This window comes from Agromyces sp. NBRC 114283, assembly GCF_030268405.1.
Lineage (GTDB): Bacteria > Actinomycetota > Actinomycetes > Actinomycetales > Microbacteriaceae > Agromyces > Agromyces mediolanus.
Genome location: NZ_BSQP01000001.1, coordinates 2,929,600 through 2,947,042, shown reverse-complemented (window position 1 = coordinate 2,947,042; position 17,443 = coordinate 2,929,600). Strand labels below are relative to the sequence as shown.

Genomic DNA, 17,443 nt, shown 5'->3' with positions numbered 1-17,443 from the left:
GGGAGGAGGGGGACCCGTGCTTGAACGCTAGACGGGGCCTGGAATCCCTGTCAAGCGAACAGCGGCCCTGTGGAGAGTGTCCGGTGGCATCGCGGACGGGCGGACTATGGTCGCCGGCATGCGGTTCGAACGGCTCATCGACGACCTCGCAGCGCAGATCGATCACGAGCAGCGCGAGGAGGAGCGGGCCCTCGCGCTCGAGGAGGAACGCCATCGGCTCGGTCGGCTCTCCCTGCGCGAACGGATGCGCGCGCTGCACGAGGCCGGGCGGCCCCTGCGCTGCGAACTCGTCGACGGACGCACGCTGTCGCTCGGCTTGACGTCGTTCGGTCGGGACTGGGTGGCGGCGCGACCGGAGCCGCCGGGACTCGGGCAGTTCATCGTGCGCATCCCCGCAATCACGGCGATCCTGGCGGATCGGGACGATCTCGCGGCGAGCCTCGTGGCTCTCCCGGAGTCGCCGACGGCGCTCGCCGCGCGCATCGGTTTCGGCTTCGTCCTCCGCGATCTCGCACGTCGCCGTGCCCCCGTCCTCGTGCACGGGGTCGGTGGCGCGAGCTGGCACGGCACCATCGATCGCGTCGGCGGCGACCACCTGGAACTCGCCGTTCATCCGGCCGGCACGCCGCGACGGGAGGCCGAGGTCAAGGCGTATCGGCTGGTGCCGTTCGAACGGATCTCGACGGTCGAATTCTGAGCGTCCGGTCGGCTCGCGGGCCGATCGGGGATCGTCGAGCAATTGGCATCCCGAAATGATCCGGTGGTGGTTTCGGCCCGCGTGGCGAGTGCCGAATGAGCTCAGTCGACCGGGTGAACTCTGCCGCGGCGCACGCCGGAGAGCTCCGCGAGGTTCGCGAACTCGCCCTCGTTCCAGGCTGCGTGACGACGGGCGGACTCGTACTGCTCGTCGATCCAGACCTCGAGCTGCGCGCGTTCGACGCGCCAGGGGCCGTGCTCGCCGACCCGGATGGCCGGCAGCTCGCCGGAGCCGATGAGGGCGTCGACGACGCCCACGTCGACGGCGAGGAGCTCCGCGGTATCGGCGAGGGTCAGGAACCGCCCGAGCTCGCCAGTCGATCCAGGTGAGGTCATGCCCTCGATTATCGACCCGGCGGGCGTCGAACGTGCGGTCTGTGGATAACTCCGGGCAGGCAGTCGGCGCCGTCGCGACGATGGGGTGACCGGGCGGGGATCGTGGTGCCGTCGGCGAACGCCGGCACCGGCCGCGCGAACGAGGGAGTAGGAGAACGAATGGGCTGGCGCGCTCGACGGGGGAGAGGCATCGACCTCAGGCTGGCGGCGGGCGTCGTGCTCGTCGTCGGATCGGTGCTGGGCGTCTGGGCGATCGTGGGCGGACTCGATCGCTCGGTCGAGGTCTACACGGCGCGCGACACCATTCCGGCGGGCTCGAAGCTGGAACTCGAGGGGCTCCAGCGCGTGCGGGTCGTCCTCGGCGAGCACACGACGCGGTACCTGTCCGCCGAGACCGTGCCGCCGGCCGACGCCGTACTGACCCGCACCGTCGGATCGGGCGAGCTCATCCCGATCGAGGCGATCGGATCGGCCGCCGACGACGCCGTCGCGACGGTCGTCGTGCCGAGCCGTGGTGCGCTCCCGGCCGAGGTCGAGCCGGGCAGCGTGGTCGACGTCTGGGTGGCCGGCGCGATCGAGCGCGGGTTCGAGCCTCCCGTGGTGCTCGTGCCGGGTGCGGAGGTCGTGTCCGTACTGGCGGTCGACTCGCCCGGCGCCGACGGCCCGCTCGTCGAGCTGCGGCTCGACCGCGAGCGTCTGCCGCTCCTGCTGGAGTCGCTCTCCGCCGGAGACGCGATCGACCTCGTCCCCGCGCGGCGAGCGGCCTGATGGTCCGGCTCGCCGTCGCACTCTCGCCGGAGCTCGAGCGCCGGCTGCTCCCGGACGCGATCGAGCACGGGCATCAGCTCGTCGCGCGGGCGAGCAGCTGGGCCGAACTGCGCGCCGGCGTGGGCGAGCACGCCCCGGACGTCGTCCTCGTCGGCGCCGGTGAGGGCACCTTCGACCGAGCACTGCTGAGCGCCTGCGATGCCCTCGGCATCCGGGTCATCGCGCTCGCCGACGACGACCGGCAGCGCGCCGCGGCACGGTCGACCGGCCTCCATGAGGTGCTCGGCTCGCAGCTCAGCTGGTCCGAGCTCGAGCCCGTCGTCGTCGGGCGCGCCGCTCCGGATGCCGAACCGCCGAGCCCGTCGGCCGTTCGGACGATCGCGGTCTGGGGGCCGGCCGGCGCACCGGGGCGCACGACGATCGCCGTGAACGTCGCTGCGGAGCTGGCGGCGGCCGGTGGACGGGTCGCCCTCATCGACGCCGATCCGTACGGCGGAGCGACGGCGGCCGCCCTCGGGCTCCTCGACGAGACGCCGGGGTTCGCCGCGGCGTGCCGGCTCGCCGGCATGGGAGCGCTCGACCGCGCCGAACTCGAGCGACTGGCGCAACCGTGCACGACGAGCGGCGCGCAATTCGACGTGTTTACGGGGCTCATCGGCGCCGCCCGCTGGCCGGAGCTCGGCGCCGAGCGCGTCGCGACGGCGATCGCGGCGATCTCGGCGCAGGCCGACACGGTCGTCATCGACACGGGCTTCAGTCTCGAGCGCGACGAGGAGCTCACGAGTGATCAGTTCGCGCCGCGGCGCAACGCCGCGACGTTCGCCGCGCTCCAGGCCGCCGACCGGGTGACCGCCGTCGGGCTCGCCGATCCGCTGGGGCTCGGCCGACTCCTCCGAGGCTGCGCGGAGCTCGCGGAGCACGTCGACCCGGCGCAGATCGACGTGCTCGTCAACCGCGTCCGCCCCGGGGCGCTCGGCTTCGACGCCTACGGGCAGGTGCGGTCGACGCTGCATCGGCTGGGCGGCATCGAGCGGGCGTGGCTCCTCCCGCAGGACGTCCGCGGCGCCGACGCCGCGATCCTGCGGGCGCGGGCGCTCCGAGACGCTGCGCCCCGCTCGGCCCTCGCCACGGCGGTTCGCGAGTACACGGCGGAGCGGCTCCTCGGAGTCAGGGGCGAGCCGGGAGCGCTCGGCGGCGGCGCGCCCGGAACACGACTCCTGGATCGCGTGCGACGACGTGCGCCGCACTACGCTTGAACCGTGTCGACCCTCAGTGAACTCGTCCTCGCCCAGGGCCGCAGCAGTCAGGCCGATGTCGACTGGCTGCACATGCTCGTCGGCGACCTGCAGCTGCTCGCCGATCTCGCCTTCGCCGACATCGTGCTGTGGGTGCCGTCGGGCGACGACGACTTCGTCGCCGTCGCGCATGCGCGCCCGTCGAGCGCCGCGACGCTCTTCTACCGCGACTTCGTCGGCCAGCGCATCAAGCCCCAGTGGCGGGACCTCGTCACCCAGGCCTACTCGAGCGCGGAGATCATCGATTCCTCCGCGCCCGACTGGTACGAGGAGATGCCCACCCGGGTGCGCGCGGTGCCCGTCATGCGGCGGCTCGCCGAGTCGAGCACCGAGGTCGCGCCTGAGCCGGTCGCGGTAATCACCCGGCACACGAACCTCGGCGCGACGCGCACGCCGAGCCGCCAGGAACTCACCTTCAACGACTGCGCGGGCGAGCTCTTCCAGATGATCGCCTCCGGCGACTTCCCCGACCTCGGCGCGCCGACCGGCCCGCGCCGGGGCGCCCCGCGCGCCTCCGACGGGCTCATCCGCCTCGACGTCGACGGGGTCACGACCTTTGCGAGCCCGAACGCGCTGTCGGCGTTCAACCGCATGGGCTTCGACGACGAGCTCGAGGGCGAGTCGCTCGCCGATGTCACGACGCGGCTCCTGGCCGGCAAGCTCGTCATCGACGAGTCGCTCCCGCTCGTGGTCACCGGCCGCGCACCCTGGCGCACGGACGTCGAGTCCCGTGGCGTCACGGTCTCGCTCCGGGCCATCCCGATCCGGCGCAAGGGCGCGCGCATCGGCGCGATCGTGCTCACTCGCGACGTCACCGAGCTCCGCCACCAGGAGCAGGAGCTGATCACGAAGGACGCGACGATCCGGGAGATCCACCACCGGGTGAAGAACAACCTGCAGACGGTCGCGTCGCTGCTGCGCATCCAGGCGCGCCGCACGCACTCCGACGAGGCCCGGGAGGCGCTGACCCAGGCGATGCGCCGGGTCGGGGCCATCGCCGTCGTGCACGACACGCTGTCGACCGGGCTCTCGCAGAACGTCGACTTCGACGAGGTGTTCGACCGCGCGCTGCTGCTCGTCGCGGAGGTCGCCGCCGCCCACAACACGACGGCGCATCCGAAGCGGTCCGGCAGTTTCGGCGTGCTCCCGAGCGAGTACGCGACCCCGCTCGCGCTCGCCCTGACCGAGCTCGTCACGAACGCCGTCGAGCACGGCCTCGCCGGCCAGGTGGGCGAGGTGGAGGTCGTCGCCGACCGATCCGAGCAGCTGCTCACGGTGCAGGTGCGCGACACCGGATCGGGGCTCCCGGAGGGCCGCGTCGGGGAGGGGCTCGGCACGCAGATCGTGCGCACGCTCATCCAGGGCGAGCTCGGCGGCACCATCGACTGGCACACGGTCGTCGGCACGGGCACCGAGGTGACCATCGAGGTGCCGCTGCGCTGGATCGCGCCGGCCTGAGCGGACTCTCCGCCGACGAGCCGCCGGTGGTGGCGAGGCATCCGGTGCCCGGGCGGCGAGCGTGGCACCCGGCGCGGGGCGGGCATGGCGGAGGCGGCCTACCATGGTCGGTATGAACGATGCACGACTCGCCCCCGGCGATCTCGCCCCCGACTTCACGCTCGACGACCAGGACGGCACCCCGGTGACGCTCTCGTCGCTCCGCGGCGGCAAGGTGGTGCTCTACTTCTACCCCGAGGCGATGACCCCGGGCTGCACGACCGAGGCGTGCGACTTCCGCGACAGCCTCAACTCCTTCAAGGCCGCGGGCATCCGGGTGCTTGGCGTCTCCAAGGACGAGGTCGAGAAGCTCAAGCGCTTCGCCGAGCGGGACCGGCTGAACTTCACCCTCCTCGCGGACCCCGACCTCGCCGTCCAGCAGGCCTACGGCGTCTGGGGCGAGAAGTCGCTCTACGGCAAGATCGTCGTCGGCTCCATCCGCTCGACGTTCGTCATCGACGAGGAGGGCCGCATCGCGAAGGCCCTCTACAACGTGAAGGCCACCGGGCACATCGCGCGCATCCGCCGCGAGCTCGGCCTCGACGGCTGAGCCACCGCCGCACACCGCCGGGGCGGCGCCGGAAGCTCAGTGCTCCGGCGCCGCTCCGGCGTTGCCGTAGGCGCGGCGCACCGACGGGGCGAGCATGAGGACCACGACGACGATCGCGGGGATGAGCAGCGCCCAGCCGATGTCGGGGCGGGCGAACAGCCCCTGGAAGGCGCCGGCGGCGACGGACACCTGCAGCACCTGCCAGACGATGGCGCCCGCGCGGGACCATCCGGCGCGGCGGATCGAGGCGACGGCGACGGCGGCGGTGAACACGGCGCCGATCGCGACCAGCACGATGAGCGCGACCGCGGTCGCATAGGACGAGGGGGCGAGGGTCAGCAGGTCGACGACGAGCCAGACGAGCACGCCCGCGACGGCGAGCGCCTCGAGCACGAGCAGCACGTTCACGATCGCGAGCGCCGCGCGGGGGACCCCCTGATCAGCGGGAGGTTCCTCGGCTGAGGCGGGGCGGTCGGAGCTCTGATTCACAGCGATATCCCATACACGGCTATTGATTCGACCCCGTCGCTATGCCACGATTTACAAGGCCGAGTTGATGCTCACAGGGTGGTGAGCCGATCAATCATGATCCTACTTCCCGAGACTTGGCTTTCCCCCCGCAACACCGCCACCGAGTTCGTGCGCACAGGAGTACGTACGAACGAAATGGCCGCGCGAGAGCGCGCGAGTGTGACTGCGACGAGTAGCAACAAGGAGCATCTCCATGGATTGGCGCGACAAAGCCGCCTGCCTCACCGCCGACCCCGAACTGTTCTTCCCGGTGGGGAACACTGGTCCGGCCGTCGACCAGATCGAGAAGGCGAAGGCGGTCTGCGCCCGTTGCACGGTCACCGAGATCTGCCTGCAGTACGCCCTCGAGACCGGTCAGGACTCGGGCGTCTGGGGCGGCCTCAGCGAAGACGAGCGCCGCGCCCTGAAGCGCCGCGCCGCTCGCGCCCGCCGCGCCGGCTGAACGCCGCGACACGACCTCCATCGAGCCGAGCACCCGACGACACCACCCCGTCCGGTGCTCGGCTCGATCAGTGTCCGCAGCGATCAGTGTCCGCCGCGATCGGCGCCGCCCGGCGCGGTCGAGAACGTCTCCAGCAGTCGCTGCAGCGAGTCCAGCCGGGCGAGGCCCGTCTCGTCGAGCTCGCCGTCGGCCGCGGCTTCGTTGAGCGCGCAGTCCGGCGCGTCGGGCAGATGGGTGCACCCCCTGGGGCAGCGTTCCGCGATCTCGGCGAGATCGGTGAACGAGCGCAGGATGTTCGCGGGGTCCACGTGCCCGAGGCCGAACGAGCGCACGCCCGGCGTGTCGATCACCCAGCCGTCGCCGTCGGATGCCTCGAGGCGCAGCGAGACCGTCGACGAGGAGGTGTGCCGGCCGCGACCGGTGACGTCGTTCACCCGTCCGGTGGCGCGCTCCGCGCTCGGCACGAGCGCGTTCACGAGCGTCGACTTGCCGACGCCCGAGTGCCCGACGAACACCGTGCGATGGCCCACGAGGGCCGCACGGATCTCGTCGAGGGGCATGTCCTCGGCCGCGGAGCGGAAGACGGGCAGCTCGAGGCCGGCGAAGCTCTGCAGGAACGGCTCGGGGTCGGCCAGATCGGTCTTCGTGATGCAGAGGAGCGGCGTGATTCCGGCGTCGTAGGCGGCGACCAGGTAGCGGTCGACGAGCCGCGTGCGCGGCTCGGGGTTCGCGGCGGCGACGACGACGAGCATCTGATCGGCGTTCGCCACGATGATGCGCTCGACGGCGTCGGTGTCGTCGGCGCTGCGCCGCAGCAGGCTCGTGCGCTCGCCGATGCGGACGATGCGGGCCAGCGTCCCCTCGTCGCCCGTCGTGTCGCCCACCACGTCGACGAGGTCGCCGGTCACGACGGACTTGCGCTTGAGCTCGCGCGCCCGCGCGGCGGTCACCTCGCGCTCGTCGGGGCCGCCCTCCTCGAGCAGCACCGCGTAGCGGCCGCGATCGACGCCGAGCACGCGGCCCTGCACGGCGTCCGCGTGCTCCGGGCGCTGCTTCGTGCGCGGCCGGCTGCCACGGCGGCTCGGACGCACCCGGACATCGGACTCGTCGAACTCGGGCTCGTCGTCCTCGTCGTCGGCGTCCCACCAGCTCATCGCAGCAGCCCGCCCCAGAGCTCGGGGAACTGCGGCAGCGTCTTGCCGGTCGAGGCGATGTCGTCGATGACGACCCCGGGCACCGCGAGGCCGACGATCGCGCCGCTCGTCGCCATCCGGTGGTCGGCGTAGGCGCGCCAGGCGCCCTCGTGCAGCGGCACCGGCTCGACCAGCAGGCCGTCGTCGAGCTCGGTGACCCGCCCGCCGAGGCCGTTCAGCTCGGCGGCGAGCGCGGCGAGCCGGTCGGTCTCGTGGTGTCGGATGTGGCCGATCCCGGTGAATGTCGACGGGCCGTCGGCGAAGGCGGCGATCGCGACGAGGTTGGGCACGAGTTCGCCGGCCTCGCCGAGATCGAGCTCCACGGCGCGGATCCCACCGGCCGCCGCCCCCGGAGCCCGGACCGTGAGCCGGTCGCCGCTGCGCTCGACCGCGGCGCCGAAGCGGGGCAGCAGCGTCTCGAGCTGGGCGCCGACCTGGGTGGTGGCGCCGGGCCATCCCGTGATCGTCACCTCGCCGCCCGCGACGAGCGCGGCGGCCAGGAACGGCGCGGCGTTCGAGAGGTCTGGCTCGATGTCGACGTCGACGGCGGCGATGGGGCCGGGCGCCACGACCCAGCGGCCGGGCTCCGGCGACTCGACGACGACGCCTCGCCGGGCGAGCGCCGCGACCGTCATCTCGATGTGCGGCATGCTCGGCAGTCGCTCGCCGGTGTGCCGGAGGTCGAGCCCCTGCTCGAAGCGCGGCGCCGACAGCAGCAGCCCGGAGACGAACTGGCTGGACGCCGAAGCATCGATCTCGAGGGCGCCGCCCACGATGCGGCCGGTGCCGTGCACGGTGAACGGCAGCGTGCCGCGGCGGTCGTCGTCGAGGTCGACGCCGAGCCCCTTCAGGCCGTCGATGACGCCGGACATCGGCCGCCGTCTGGCGGCCTCGTCACCGTCGAAGGTCGTGGGCCCGAGGGCCAGCGCGGCCACCGGCGGCACGAACCGCATGACGGTGCCGGCGAGGCCGCAGTCGACGGTGGTGGAACCGAGGAGCTCCTCGGCGGGAGTGACGCGCAGATCGTCGCCGAAGCCGCCGCGGCCGGGCAGGCGCTCGAAGCCCACGCCGAGGGCGGTCAGCGCCTCGATCATGAGCTCGCTGTCGCGCGACCAGAGCGGGGCGCGCAGCACCGAAGGGCCGTCGGCGAGGGCGGCGAGCACGAGCTCCCGGTTCGTCAGCGACTTCGAGCCGGGGACCGAGAGCGTCGCCTGCAGCGGCCGGCTCGCGGTGGGCGCGAGCCAGCCCGGGTCGGGCTCGGTGCGGCGCGCGTCGCCGTACGGGTCGAACTCGGGCTCGGAATATGGCGTGATCTGCATCGGTTATCAACAGTAGCGTCCGTGCGGGCGCGGGAGGAGAGGGTGCAGGTGAGCCTCGCACTGCTGGAGCGGACGACGGCCGAGCGGGTCGACGATCTAGGATGGCCGGTGATGACCGGTGATGAGATCGACGAGCCCATGGTCGAGGCCGAGCGCCCGCTGGGCGAGCTGTTCGAGGAGCAGGCGCTGCCCTTCATCGATCAGCTGTACGCCGCTGCGCTGCGGATGACGAAGAATCCCGCCGACGCGCAGGACCTCGTGCAGGAGACCTTCGTGAAGGCCTACGCCGCGTTCGCGCAGTTCAAGCAGGGCACGAACCTGAAGGCGTGGCTGTACCGCATCCTCACGAACACCTTCATCAACACCTACCGCAAGAAGCAGCGGGAGCCCTACCAGGGCACGATCGACGAGCTCGAGGACTGGCAGCTCGGCGGCGCCGAGTCGACGACGGCCGCGACGAGCCGCTCCGCGGAGGCGGAGGCGATCGACCACCTGCCCGACAGCGCCGTGAAGGACGCGCTGCAGGCGCTCCCCGAGGACTTCCGACTCGCCGTGTACTTCGCGGACGTCGAGGGCTTCTCCTACCAGGAGATCGCCGACATGATGAACACCCCGATCGGGACCGTGATGAGCCGCCTGCACCGTGGCCGGCGGATGCTTCGCGAGTCCCTCGCCGACTACGCCCTCGAGCAGGGCATCCGGTCGGCGGCCAACCCCACCAGGAGCAAGAAATGAACGACTGCGGCTGCGACAAGGCGCGGGCCGAGCTCGAGGAGTACCTGCACAACGAGCTCTGCAGCGAGGATGCCGCCGACATCCGTGCGCACATGGAGAACTGCCCCGAGTGCTCCGGCGAGCTGAAGGTCGGCATCACCATCACCGAGGTCGTGCAGCGGGCGTGCCGCGAGAGCGCCCCTGACGAGCTCCGCACCGTCGTGCTCACGCGGATCCGCGAGATCCAGACGCACGCCGTCCTCGCCGACTAGGCGAGACCGGCGAGTCGAACCGCCCGCACGCGGCCAACCTTTCGATGGACGCGCGGCGGGGCGCCGGCGGCCTAACGTCGAGAGCATCATGAACGATGCAGAGCTTCGACCCGTCCGCTCCGGAGTGCCGCGCTGGCTCCGCGTGCTGCTGCCCGCCGTCCTGATCCTGCTGTGGACCGCCGCGTTCGGCATCGGCGGTGCCTCGTTCGGCGCCATCTCCGAGGTGCAGACGAACGATCAGACCCAGTTCCTGCCCGCGAGCGCCGAGGCGACCGAGGTGCAGTCGCTCCAGGAGGACTTCCGCGCGGGCGACGAGGTGCCCGCGATCGTCGTGTACGCGAGCGACGACGGCGCGAAGCTGGATGCCTCGGCCCTCGCCGAGATCGACGACGTCCGGGGGCTCGTGGCCGGCGTCGACGGCGCGGGGGAGACCTCGCCCGTCATCCCGTCCGAGGACGGTGCCGCGGCGCAGTTCGTCGTCCCGGTCGACTCGGGCGCGGAGGGCGGGGTCGACGAGGTCGTCGGCGAGGTGCGGGAACTCGTCGCCGAGCACCAGCTCGACGGCGTCACGAGCGCCGTCACCGGCCCGGCGGGCTTCACGGCGGACCTCGTCGCCGCCTTCGCCGGCATCGACGGCCTGCTGCTCGCCGTCGCCCTCGCCGCGGTGTTCGTCATCCTCGTGATCGTCTACCGCTCGCTCCTGCTGCCGTTCATCGTGCTCTTCACGAGCCTGTCGGCGCTCTGCGCCTCGGTGTTCGCCGTCGTGTCGCTCGCGCGCAGCGGCGCGCTCCTGCTGAGCGGCCAGACGCAGGGCATCCTCTTCATCCTCGTGATCGGCGCGGCCACCGACTATGCGCTGCTCTACACCGCGCGCTACCGCGAGGCGCTCGAGTCCGAGCCCGGCAAGTGGGCGGCGACGATGACCGCGCTCCGCCGCGCCTGGGAGCCGATCGTCGCCTCGGGCGGCACGGTCATCGCGGGGCTCCTCATCCTGCTGTTCAGCGAGCTCAACTCGAACAAGGCGCTCGGCCCGGTCGCGGCCATCGGGATCGTCGCGGCGCTCCTCGCCGCGCTCACGCTGCTGCCGGCGCTCCTGCTCTGGGCGGGCCGGGCGGCCTTCTGGCCGCGCAAGCTGCACCGGCCGGATGCCTCGGCCGACGGCGCCGCCGCGGAGCCCGAGCTGCCCGCCACGGGCCTCTGGGCGAGCCTCGCGCGTCTCGTGAGCCGCCGGCCCCGACTCGTCTGGGTGCTGTCCGTGCTGCTCCTCGCCGGCATGTCGCTCGGTCTCGCGAGGCTCGACGCCGACGGGGTGCCGTCGAGCGAGTTCGTGCTCGGCCAGTCCGAGGCGCGCGACGGGCAGGCGCTCCTCGCCGAGCACTTCCCGGGCGGCTCCGGCGCGCCCGCCGCGATCGTCGGCCCGGAGGACGAGCTGCAGGCGATGGCCGACACCGCCCTCGCGACGGACGGCGTCGCGAGCGTCGCGGTCGTCTCCGCCGACTCGCCCTCGGGCACGGCTCCCGTGACGGCGGACGGCATCGGCGCGTTCGGCCCGCCCGGCACGCCGGCGCCGGAGCCCACCGTCGTCGACGGGCGAGTGCTGCTGCAGGCGACGCTCGACGACGCCCCGGACTCGGCGGCGGCCGAGCAGACCGTGCGGGAGCTGCGCGATGCGCTCGACGCGGTGTCGGCCGATGCGCTCGTCGGCGGTCCGACGGCGGTGGCCCTCGACACGAACGACGCGGCGATCGCCGACCGCACGCTCATCATCCCGCTCGTGCTCGCGGCGATCCTGCTCATCCTGATGCTGCTCCTGCGCGCCATCGTGGCGCCGCTGCTGCTCATCGCGAGCGTCGTGCTCTCCTACACGGCGGCGCTGGGCGTCTCGGCCTGGGTGTTCGAGGGGATCTTCCACTTCCCGGGCGCCGACCCGAGTGTGCCGCTGTTCGGCTTCGTGTTCCTCGTTGCCCTCGGGGTGGACTACAACATCTTCCTGATGACCCGGGTGCGCGAGGAGTCGCTGCGCTTCGGGGCCCGCGAGGGCGTGCTGCGGGGCCTCCGCCTCACGGGCGGCGTGATCACCTCCGCGGGCCTCGTGCTCGCGGCGACGTTCGCGGCGCTCGGCGTGCTGCCGATCCTCTTCCTCGCGCAGATCTCCTTCATCGTCGCGTTCGGCGTGCTGCTCGACACCTTCCTGGTGCGCACCCTGCTCGTGCCCGCACTCGCGTACGACCTGGGTCGGTCCATCTGGTGGCCGTCGAAGCTGGCCCGCGGGGCGCGCTGAGCCGGCGCGGCTCGCTCGCCGGAACGCGGAAGGGGCGCGGATGCCGAGGCATCCGCGCCCCTTCGGCGCATCGCTCGCGAGCTACAGGCTGAGCGCGCGCTGCACGAGCTCGCTCTGCTCGGCGGCGTGCCGCTTCGCGGAGCCGGTCGCGGGGGAGGCCGCGGCCGCCCGCGAGATGACCCGCACCTCGCGCGGCCCGAGCTTGTTCGTCTCGATGATGAAGTACGGCCAGGCGCCCTGATTCTCCGGCTCGTCCTGCGCCCACACCAGCTCGGCGTTCGGGTAGGAGTCGGCGACCGCCTTCAGCTCGCCGGCGGGCAGCGGGTAGAGCTGCTCGAGGCGGACGAGGGCGATCTCGGGGTTCGGCGACTTCTCGAGCTCCGCCGCGAGGTCGTAATAGAGCTTGCCGGACATGAACACGACCCGCTTGACGGCGGACTTGTCGGTGATGCGCGCATCGTCGATCACCGGCTCGAAGCGGCCCTGCGTGAAGTCGGCCACCTCGCTCGTGGCGCCGCGGAGGCGGAGCATCGCCTTCGGGGTGAAGACCACGAGCGGCTTGCGCGGCCGCGCGTAGGCCTGGCGGCGCAGCAGGTGGAAGTACGACGCCGGCGTAGAGGGACGGGCGACCGTCATGTTGTTCTCGGCGCAGAGCTGCAGGTAGCGCTCGATGCGGGCGCTCGAGTGGTCGGGGCCCTGGCCCTCGTAGCCGTGCGGGAGCAGGAGCACGACGCTCGAGCGCTGGCCCCACTTCTGCTCGGCCGAGGAGATGAACTCGTCGATGATGGTCTGCGCGCCGTTCGCGAAGTCGCCGAACTGCGCCTCCCACGCCACGAGCGTGTCGGGGCGCTCGACCGAGTAGCCGTACTCGAAGCCCATCGCCGCGTACTCGCTCAGCAGCGAGTCGTAGACGTAGAAGCGGCCCTGGTTCTCGGCGAGGTTCATGAGCGGCAGCCACTCCTGGCCGTTCACCCGGTCGTGCATGACCGCGTGACGCTGCACGAAGGTGCCGCGGCGGGCGTCCTGACCGGCGAGGCGCACCGGGGTGCCCTCGAGCAGGAGCGAGCCGAAGGCGAGCAGCTCGCCGAAGCCCCAGTCGATCTTGCCGTTGCGGCTCATGTCGACGCGCTTCGTGAGCAGCTGCTGGATCTTGGGGTGCACGGTGAAGCCGTCGGGCTTGTTGCCGAAGGCGTCGCCGACGGCGTGCACGACCTCGAGCGCGACGCCCGTCGTCTCGAGCTCGCCGCTCGCGGGCTCCGGCTCTGCGACGGACTCGGTGGCCCCGATCACCGGGATGGCGCCGGTCTGCGCCGCGTGCGTCTCGGCGAAGGCCCGCTCGAGGCGGTCCTGGAAGTCGCGGTGCGCGTTCTCGTACTCCTCCTCGGTGATGTCGCCGCGGCCGACGAGCGCCTCCGTGTAGAGCTTGCGCACGCTGCGCTTGGCCTCGATGAGGTTGTACATGAGCGGCTGCGTCATCGAGGGGTCGTCGCCCTCGTTGTGCCCGCGCCGGCGGTAGCAGATGAGGTCGATGACGACGTCGCGCTTGAACTCCTGGCGGTAGCGGAACGCGAGCTCCGCGACCCGCACGACCGCCTCGGGGTCGTCGCCGTTCACGTGGAAGATCGGCGCCTGGATCGTCTTCGCCACATCGGTCGAGTAGATCGAGGAGCGGGCGTCGCCCGGCACGGTGGTGAAGCCGACCTGGTTGTTGATGTTCACGTGGATCGTGCCGCCCGTGCGGTAGCCGCGCAGCTGCGACATCTGCATGGTCTCGACGACCACGCCCTGGCCGGCCATCGCCGCGTCGCCGTGGACCAGGATCGGCAGGGTCGAGAAGGTGCCGATGGGCTTGCGGTCCTGCTTCGCGCGCACGATTCCCTCGAGCACGCCGTCGACGGCCTCGAGGTGCGAGGGGTTCGCGGCGAGCGAGACGGGGACCTGCTGGCCGCCGTCGGCGGTGAAGGTGCCCTCGGTGCCGAGGTGGTACTTCACGTCGCCCGAGCCCTGCCCGGCGGTCGCACCCTCGAACTCGCGGAACACCTGGCCGTAGGTCTTGCCGGCGATGTTCGTGAGCACGTTGAGCCGACCGCGGTGCGCCATGCCGATCGCGACCTCGTCGAGGCCCGCCTTCGCGGCGCCCTGGAGGATCTCGTCGAGCAGGGCGATGACGGACTCGCCGCCCTCGAGGCTGAAGCGCTTCTGGCCGACGTACTTCGTCTGCAGGAACGTCTCGAACGCCTCGGCCTCGTTCAGCTTGCCGAGGATGCGCATCTGCTCGTCGTGGGTCGGCTTCTCGTACGGGCGCTCGACCTCGTTCTGGATCCAGGCGCGCTGCACCGGGTCCTGGATGTGCATGTACTCGATGCCGATGGTGCGGCAGTAGGAGTCGCGCAGGACGCCCAGGATGTCGCGGAGCAGCGCCTTGCGCCGGTCGCCGAAGCCGCCGGTGACGAACTCGCGGTCGAGGTCCCAGAAGGTGAGGCCGTGGCTCGCGATGTCGAGGTCGGGGTGCGTGCGCTGCACGTACTCGAGCGGATCGGTGTCGGCCATCATGTGGCCGCGCACGCGGAACGCGTTGATGAGCTCCTGCACGCGGGCGGTCTTGTCGATCGCGCTCGCGACGTCGACCGCGATGTCCGGCGCCCACTGGATGGGCTCGTACGGCAGGCGGAGGGCGGCGAAGATGCCCTCGTAGAAGCCGCGCTGGCCGATCAGGAGCTCGTGCACCTTCTTCAGGAACTCGCCGGAGCCGGCGCCCTGGATGACCCGGTGGTCGTAGGTCGAGGTGAGCGTGATCGTCTTGCCGATCGCGAGGTTCGCGAGCGTCTTCTCGCTCGCGCCCTGGAACTCGGCGGGGTACTCGAGGGCGCCGGCGCCGATGATGCAGCCCTGGCCCTTCATGAGCCGCGGCACCGAGTGCACGGTGCCGATGCCGCCGGGGTTCGTCAGGGAGATCGTGCCGCCCTGGAAGTCGTCGGCCTTCAGCTTGTTCTGCCGGGCCCGCGAGACGAGGTCCTCGTAGGCGGCGAGGTACTCGTTGAAGGTCATCGTCTCGGCGCGCTTGATGGCGGGGACGAGGAGGGCGCGGGTGCCGTCGGGCTTGGGCAGGTCGATCGCGATGCCGAGCCCGACGTGCGCGGGCTTCACGAGGGAGGGCTTGCCCTCGACCTCGGCGTAGAAGACGTTCTGGCTGGGGAACTCCTTGAGCGCCTGGATCAGCGCCCAGCCGATGAGGTGGGTGAAGCTGATCTTGCCGCCGCGGGTGCGCCGCAGGTGGTTGTTGATCACGATGCGGTTGTCGATCATGAGCTTCGCGGGGACGGTGCGCACGCTCGTCGCGGTGGGGACGGTGAGCGAGGCGTCCATGTTCGCCGCGAGGGTCTTCGGCATGCCCTTGAGGGTCACGACCTCGTCCTCGCGCTCGGAGGCGACGACGGGCTGCGGGCTCGTGACGGGCACATCGGCCGGGACCGGCTCGGAGCGCGGTGCCCGGGAGGTGGTGCGCGCCGCCGGCGTCTGCCCGATGACGGGCGTCGGCGTGGTCGGGGTGGGCCCGGTGCCGTTCGACGGCGCGGCGGGGGCCGCTGCGCCGTTCGTCGCGGCCTGCGCGGCCGGCGGCGCCGGTGCGGCGGAGGCCTCGGCCGCGGGGGCCGGTGCGGCGGCGGCGCGCTCGGCGGTCTTCGAGCGGTGGTAGTGCTCCAGCACCGGCCGCCAGGTCTCGTCGACCGAATCGGGGTCGGCGAGGTACTTCTCGTACATCTCGTCGACGAGCCATTCGTTGGCTCCGAATTCGCCCGACGCCGTCTCTTCGGCACCCGCCCCGGTCAATTGGCTCGACACAGCCTCTCGCCCACTCTCTCCGTTGATGAAAGGATTCCGCGGAGATCGGACCGGCCGCGCTCGCGACCGCGCCCCGATCACCCACCCAAGCCTAAACCCGTTGCGGCCCGGCCGAGGACGCCGCGCCTGGCAGTACCGTGGGAGCCATGGAGTTCTACCGCACGGCGCCCACGCACGACCTGACGTACTCCGACGTGTTCCTCGTCCCGAGCCGCTCGGCCGTGCCGAGCCGGCTCGACGTCTCACTCGCCCCCGACGACGGCTCCGGTGGCTCGATCCCCGTCGTCTCGGCGAACATGAACTCGATCACGGGCCCGCGCCTGGCCGCGACGCTCGCCCGCCGCGGGGGCATCGGCGTGCTCCCGCAGGACCTGCACCTGCAGGACCTTGCAGAATCCATCCGCTGGGTCAAGGCCCAATCCGCGAGCTTCGACATCCCGCACCGCTTCTCGCCGGACCAGACCGTGGCCGACGCCCTCGTCGCCCTGCCCGCCGCGGCCGGCCACGGCCTCGTGCTCGAGGACGAACACGGCGAGTTCCGCGGCTGCATCCTGGCCGAGCGCCTCGCCACCGCGCTGCCCGACGCGCGGCTCGGCGACCTCGTGCACGGCGGCAGCGCGGCGCTCGACGCCGACGACGTCGACACCGCGCGCCGCGCCTTCGACCTCATGGTCGAGGCCGAGCTCGACTTCGCGCCCGTGCTCCGGCACGGCAAGGTCGTCGGCACCCTCAGCCGGCGCAGCGCGCTCCGCGGCACCATCTACGAGGCGAACGTCGACGGCGACGGCCGGCTCCGGGTCGCCGCCGCGGTCGGCATCAACGGCGACGTCGAGGCGAAGGCGCGCGCGCTCGCCGCGGCCGGCGTCGACATGCTCGTGCTCGACACGGCGCACGGTCATCAGGAGGGCATGGTCGCCGCGGTCCGCCGCGTGCGCGACCTCGAACTGGGACTGCCCATCGTCGCCGGCAACGTCGTCACCGAGCAGGCGGTGGCCGACCTCGTCGAGGCCGGCGCCGACGTGCTGAAGGTCGGTGTCGGTCCCGGCGCGATGTGCACGACCCGCATGATGACCGCCGTCGGCCGCCCGCAGTTCTCCGCCGTGCTGGAGACCGCGGAGGCGGCGGCCGGCCTCGGGGCGAAGGTCTGGGCCGACGGCGGCGTGCGCTACCCGCGCGACGTCGCGCTCGCGCTCGCCGCGGGGGCCGCGTCGGTGATGATCGGCTCCTGGTTCGCCGGCACGATCGAGGCGCCCGGCGTGCTCCGCTCCGACGCCGACGGCCGGCTGTACAAGGAGAGCTGGGGGATGGCCTCCACGAAGGCCGTGCGCGAGCGCTTCGACCGGCTCTCGCCGTACGAGCTCGCTCGCAAGGAGCTCTTCGCCGAGGGCATCTCCTCCTCGGCGATCTACCTCGATCCGCTCCGCCCCTCGCTCGAGGACCTGCTCGACATGATCACCTCCGGCGTGCGCAGCTCCTTCACCTACGCCGGGGCGCGCTCGCTCGCCGAGTTCCGCGACCGGGCGCTCGTCGGCATCCAGTCCGCGGCGGGCTACGAGGAGGGCAAGGCGCTGCCGGTCAGCTGGTGACGGATGCGGCGGCTTCCCAGTCTCGGAGCGGGACGCCGCCGATATACTGGCCGCACCATGGAC

15 protein-coding genes are annotated in these 17,443 nt (G+C 72.1%); 10 read left to right on the top strand and 5 right to left on the bottom strand.

Going from position 1 to position 17,443, the window contains the following annotated elements:
• Nucleotides 1–118 precede the first annotated feature (118 nt).
• A complete protein-coding gene (locus QSJ60_RS14230; protein WP_285464006.1) occupies nucleotides 119–697 on the top strand; it encodes a hypothetical protein in 579 nt (192 codons plus the stop codon).
• Between the two features lie 101 nt (nucleotides 698–798).
• On the opposite strand, the gene QSJ60_RS14225 is transcribed toward QSJ60_RS14230, so the two are convergent.
• Nucleotides 799–1,092 (bottom strand): helix-turn-helix domain-containing protein, encoded by a 294-nt coding sequence (locus tag QSJ60_RS14225; protein WP_230766001.1) that lies wholly within the window; start codon nucleotides 1,090–1,092, stop codon nucleotides 799–801.
• A gap of 159 nt (nucleotides 1,093–1,251) precedes the next feature.
• On the opposite strand from QSJ60_RS14225, the gene QSJ60_RS14220 reads away from it, so the two are divergent.
• The 4 genes from QSJ60_RS14220 (at nucleotide 1,252) to bcp (ending at nucleotide 5,202) form a co-directional block, all read left to right on the top strand.
• Complete coding sequence (locus tag QSJ60_RS14220) at nucleotides 1,252–1,860, top strand: hypothetical protein (protein WP_285464005.1); 609 nt, start codon at nucleotides 1,252–1,254, stop codon at nucleotides 1,858–1,860.
• Nucleotides 1,860–3,116, top strand: coding sequence for a CpaE/TadZ family protein (locus QSJ60_RS14215; protein ID WP_285464004.1), 1,257 nt, complete (start codon nucleotides 1,860–1,862; stop codon nucleotides 3,114–3,116). Before QSJ60_RS14220 ends, QSJ60_RS14215 begins: the two co-directional genes overlap by 1 nt.
• Nucleotides 3,117–3,119: 3 nt before the next feature.
• Nucleotides 3,120–4,613 (top strand): sensor histidine kinase, encoded by a 1,494-nt coding sequence (locus QSJ60_RS14210; RefSeq protein WP_285464003.1) that lies wholly within the window; start codon nucleotides 3,120–3,122, stop codon nucleotides 4,611–4,613.
• 112 nt (nucleotides 4,614–4,725) lie between these two features.
• A complete protein-coding gene (gene bcp / locus QSJ60_RS14205) occupies nucleotides 4,726–5,202 on the top strand; it encodes a thioredoxin-dependent thiol peroxidase (RefSeq protein WP_285464002.1) in 477 nt (158 codons plus the stop codon).
• A gap of 36 nt (nucleotides 5,203–5,238) precedes the next feature.
• Here the strand turns inward: bcp and QSJ60_RS14200 are convergent, their stop codons facing one another.
• Nucleotides 5,239–5,691: a hypothetical protein gene (locus QSJ60_RS14200; RefSeq protein ID WP_229781798.1), complete on the bottom strand. Its 453-nt coding sequence runs from the start codon at nucleotides 5,689–5,691 to the stop codon at nucleotides 5,239–5,241.
• A 235-nt stretch (nucleotides 5,692–5,926) separates the two neighbouring features.
• Between QSJ60_RS14200 and QSJ60_RS14195 the strand changes: the two genes are divergently transcribed.
• Nucleotides 5,927–6,175 carry a WhiB family transcriptional regulator gene (locus tag QSJ60_RS14195; protein ID WP_055859573.1) on the top strand — a complete coding sequence of 83 codons (249 nt, stop codon included), beginning with the start codon at nucleotides 5,927–5,929 and terminating at the stop codon, nucleotides 6,173–6,175.
• An 83-nt stretch (nucleotides 6,176–6,258) separates the two neighbouring features.
• Here QSJ60_RS14195 and rsgA read toward each other — a convergent pair whose 3' ends face one another.
• Complete coding sequence (gene rsgA, locus QSJ60_RS14190; RefSeq protein WP_285464001.1) at nucleotides 6,259–7,329, bottom strand: ribosome small subunit-dependent GTPase A; 1,071 nt, start codon at nucleotides 7,327–7,329, stop codon at nucleotides 6,259–6,261.
• Entirely contained in the window at nucleotides 7,326–8,687 is a 1,362-nt protein-coding gene (aroA, locus tag QSJ60_RS14185; protein WP_285464000.1) for a 3-phosphoshikimate 1-carboxyvinyltransferase, read from the bottom strand. The genes rsgA and aroA overlap by 4 nt, the downstream gene beginning before the upstream one ends.
• A 111-nt stretch (nucleotides 8,688–8,798) precedes the next feature.
• Between aroA and QSJ60_RS14180 the strand changes: the two genes are divergently transcribed.
• The 3 genes from QSJ60_RS14180 to QSJ60_RS14170 all read left to right on the top strand — a co-directional run bounded on the left by QSJ60_RS14180 (nucleotide 8,799) and on the right by QSJ60_RS14170 (nucleotide 11,954).
• Nucleotides 8,799–9,422 carry a sigma-70 family RNA polymerase sigma factor gene (locus QSJ60_RS14180; protein ID WP_285465335.1) on the top strand — a complete coding sequence of 208 codons (624 nt, stop codon included), beginning with the start codon at nucleotides 8,799–8,801 and terminating at the stop codon, nucleotides 9,420–9,422.
• Complete coding sequence (gene rsrA / locus QSJ60_RS14175; protein ID WP_230766015.1) at nucleotides 9,419–9,673, top strand: mycothiol system anti-sigma-R factor; 255 nt, start codon at nucleotides 9,419–9,421, stop codon at nucleotides 9,671–9,673. Before QSJ60_RS14180 ends, rsrA begins: the two co-directional genes overlap by 4 nt.
• Nucleotides 9,674–9,761: 88 nt before the next feature.
• Nucleotides 9,762–11,954 carry an MMPL family transporter gene (locus QSJ60_RS14170; protein ID WP_285463999.1) on the top strand — a complete coding sequence of 731 codons (2,193 nt, stop codon included), beginning with the start codon at nucleotides 9,762–9,764 and terminating at the stop codon, nucleotides 11,952–11,954.
• Between the two features lie 81 nt (nucleotides 11,955–12,035).
• On the opposite strand, the gene QSJ60_RS14165 is transcribed toward QSJ60_RS14170, so the two are convergent.
• The gene (locus QSJ60_RS14165; protein WP_230766020.1) at nucleotides 12,036–15,794 is read right to left on the bottom strand and encodes a multifunctional oxoglutarate decarboxylase/oxoglutarate dehydrogenase thiamine pyrophosphate-binding subunit/dihydrolipoyllysine-residue succinyltransferase subunit; all 3,759 of its coding nucleotides are present in this window, start codon (nucleotides 15,792–15,794) and stop codon (nucleotides 12,036–12,038) included.
• Between the two features lie 146 nt (nucleotides 15,795–15,940).
• Between QSJ60_RS14165 and guaB1 the strand changes: the two genes are divergently transcribed.
• Nucleotides 15,941–17,380 carry a GMP reductase gene (gene guaB1, locus QSJ60_RS14160; protein ID WP_189086327.1) on the top strand — a complete coding sequence of 480 codons (1,440 nt, stop codon included), beginning with the start codon at nucleotides 15,941–15,943 and terminating at the stop codon, nucleotides 17,378–17,380.
• Nucleotides 17,381–17,443 lie beyond the last annotated feature (63 nt).

Excerpts from the sequence above, each read along its gene's own strand:
- QSJ60_RS14230 (WP_285464006.1), top strand. The coding sequence starts at position 119 with ATGCGGTTCGAACGGCTCATCGACGACCTCGCAGCGCAGATCGATCAC.
- QSJ60_RS14225 (WP_230766001.1), bottom strand. The coding sequence starts at position 1,092 with ATGACCTCACCTGGATCGACTGGCGAGCTCGGGCGGTTCCTGACCCTC.
- QSJ60_RS14220 (WP_285464005.1), top strand. The coding sequence starts at position 1,252 with ATGGGCTGGCGCGCTCGACGGGGGAGAGGCATCGACCTCAGGCTGGCG.
- QSJ60_RS14215 (WP_285464004.1), top strand. The coding sequence starts at position 1,860 with ATGGTCCGGCTCGCCGTCGCACTCTCGCCGGAGCTCGAGCGCCGGCTG.
- bcp (WP_285464002.1), top strand. The coding sequence starts at position 4,726 with ATGAACGATGCACGACTCGCCCCCGGCGATCTCGCCCCCGACTTCACG.
- QSJ60_RS14195 (WP_055859573.1), top strand. The coding sequence starts at position 5,927 with ATGGATTGGCGCGACAAAGCCGCCTGCCTCACCGCCGACCCCGAACTG.
- rsgA (WP_285464001.1), bottom strand. The coding sequence starts at position 7,329 with ATGAGCTGGTGGGACGCCGACGACGAGGACGACGAGCCCGAGTTCGAC.
- aroA (WP_285464000.1), bottom strand. The coding sequence starts at position 8,687 with ATGCAGATCACGCCATATTCCGAGCCCGAGTTCGACCCGTACGGCGAC.
- QSJ60_RS14180 (WP_285465335.1), top strand. The coding sequence starts at position 8,799 with ATGACCGGTGATGAGATCGACGAGCCCATGGTCGAGGCCGAGCGCCCG.
- rsrA (WP_230766015.1), top strand. The coding sequence starts at position 9,419 with ATGAACGACTGCGGCTGCGACAAGGCGCGGGCCGAGCTCGAGGAGTAC.
- QSJ60_RS14170 (WP_285463999.1), top strand. The coding sequence starts at position 9,762 with ATGAACGATGCAGAGCTTCGACCCGTCCGCTCCGGAGTGCCGCGCTGG.
- guaB1 (WP_189086327.1), top strand. The coding sequence starts at position 15,941 with ATGGAGTTCTACCGCACGGCGCCCACGCACGACCTGACGTACTCCGAC.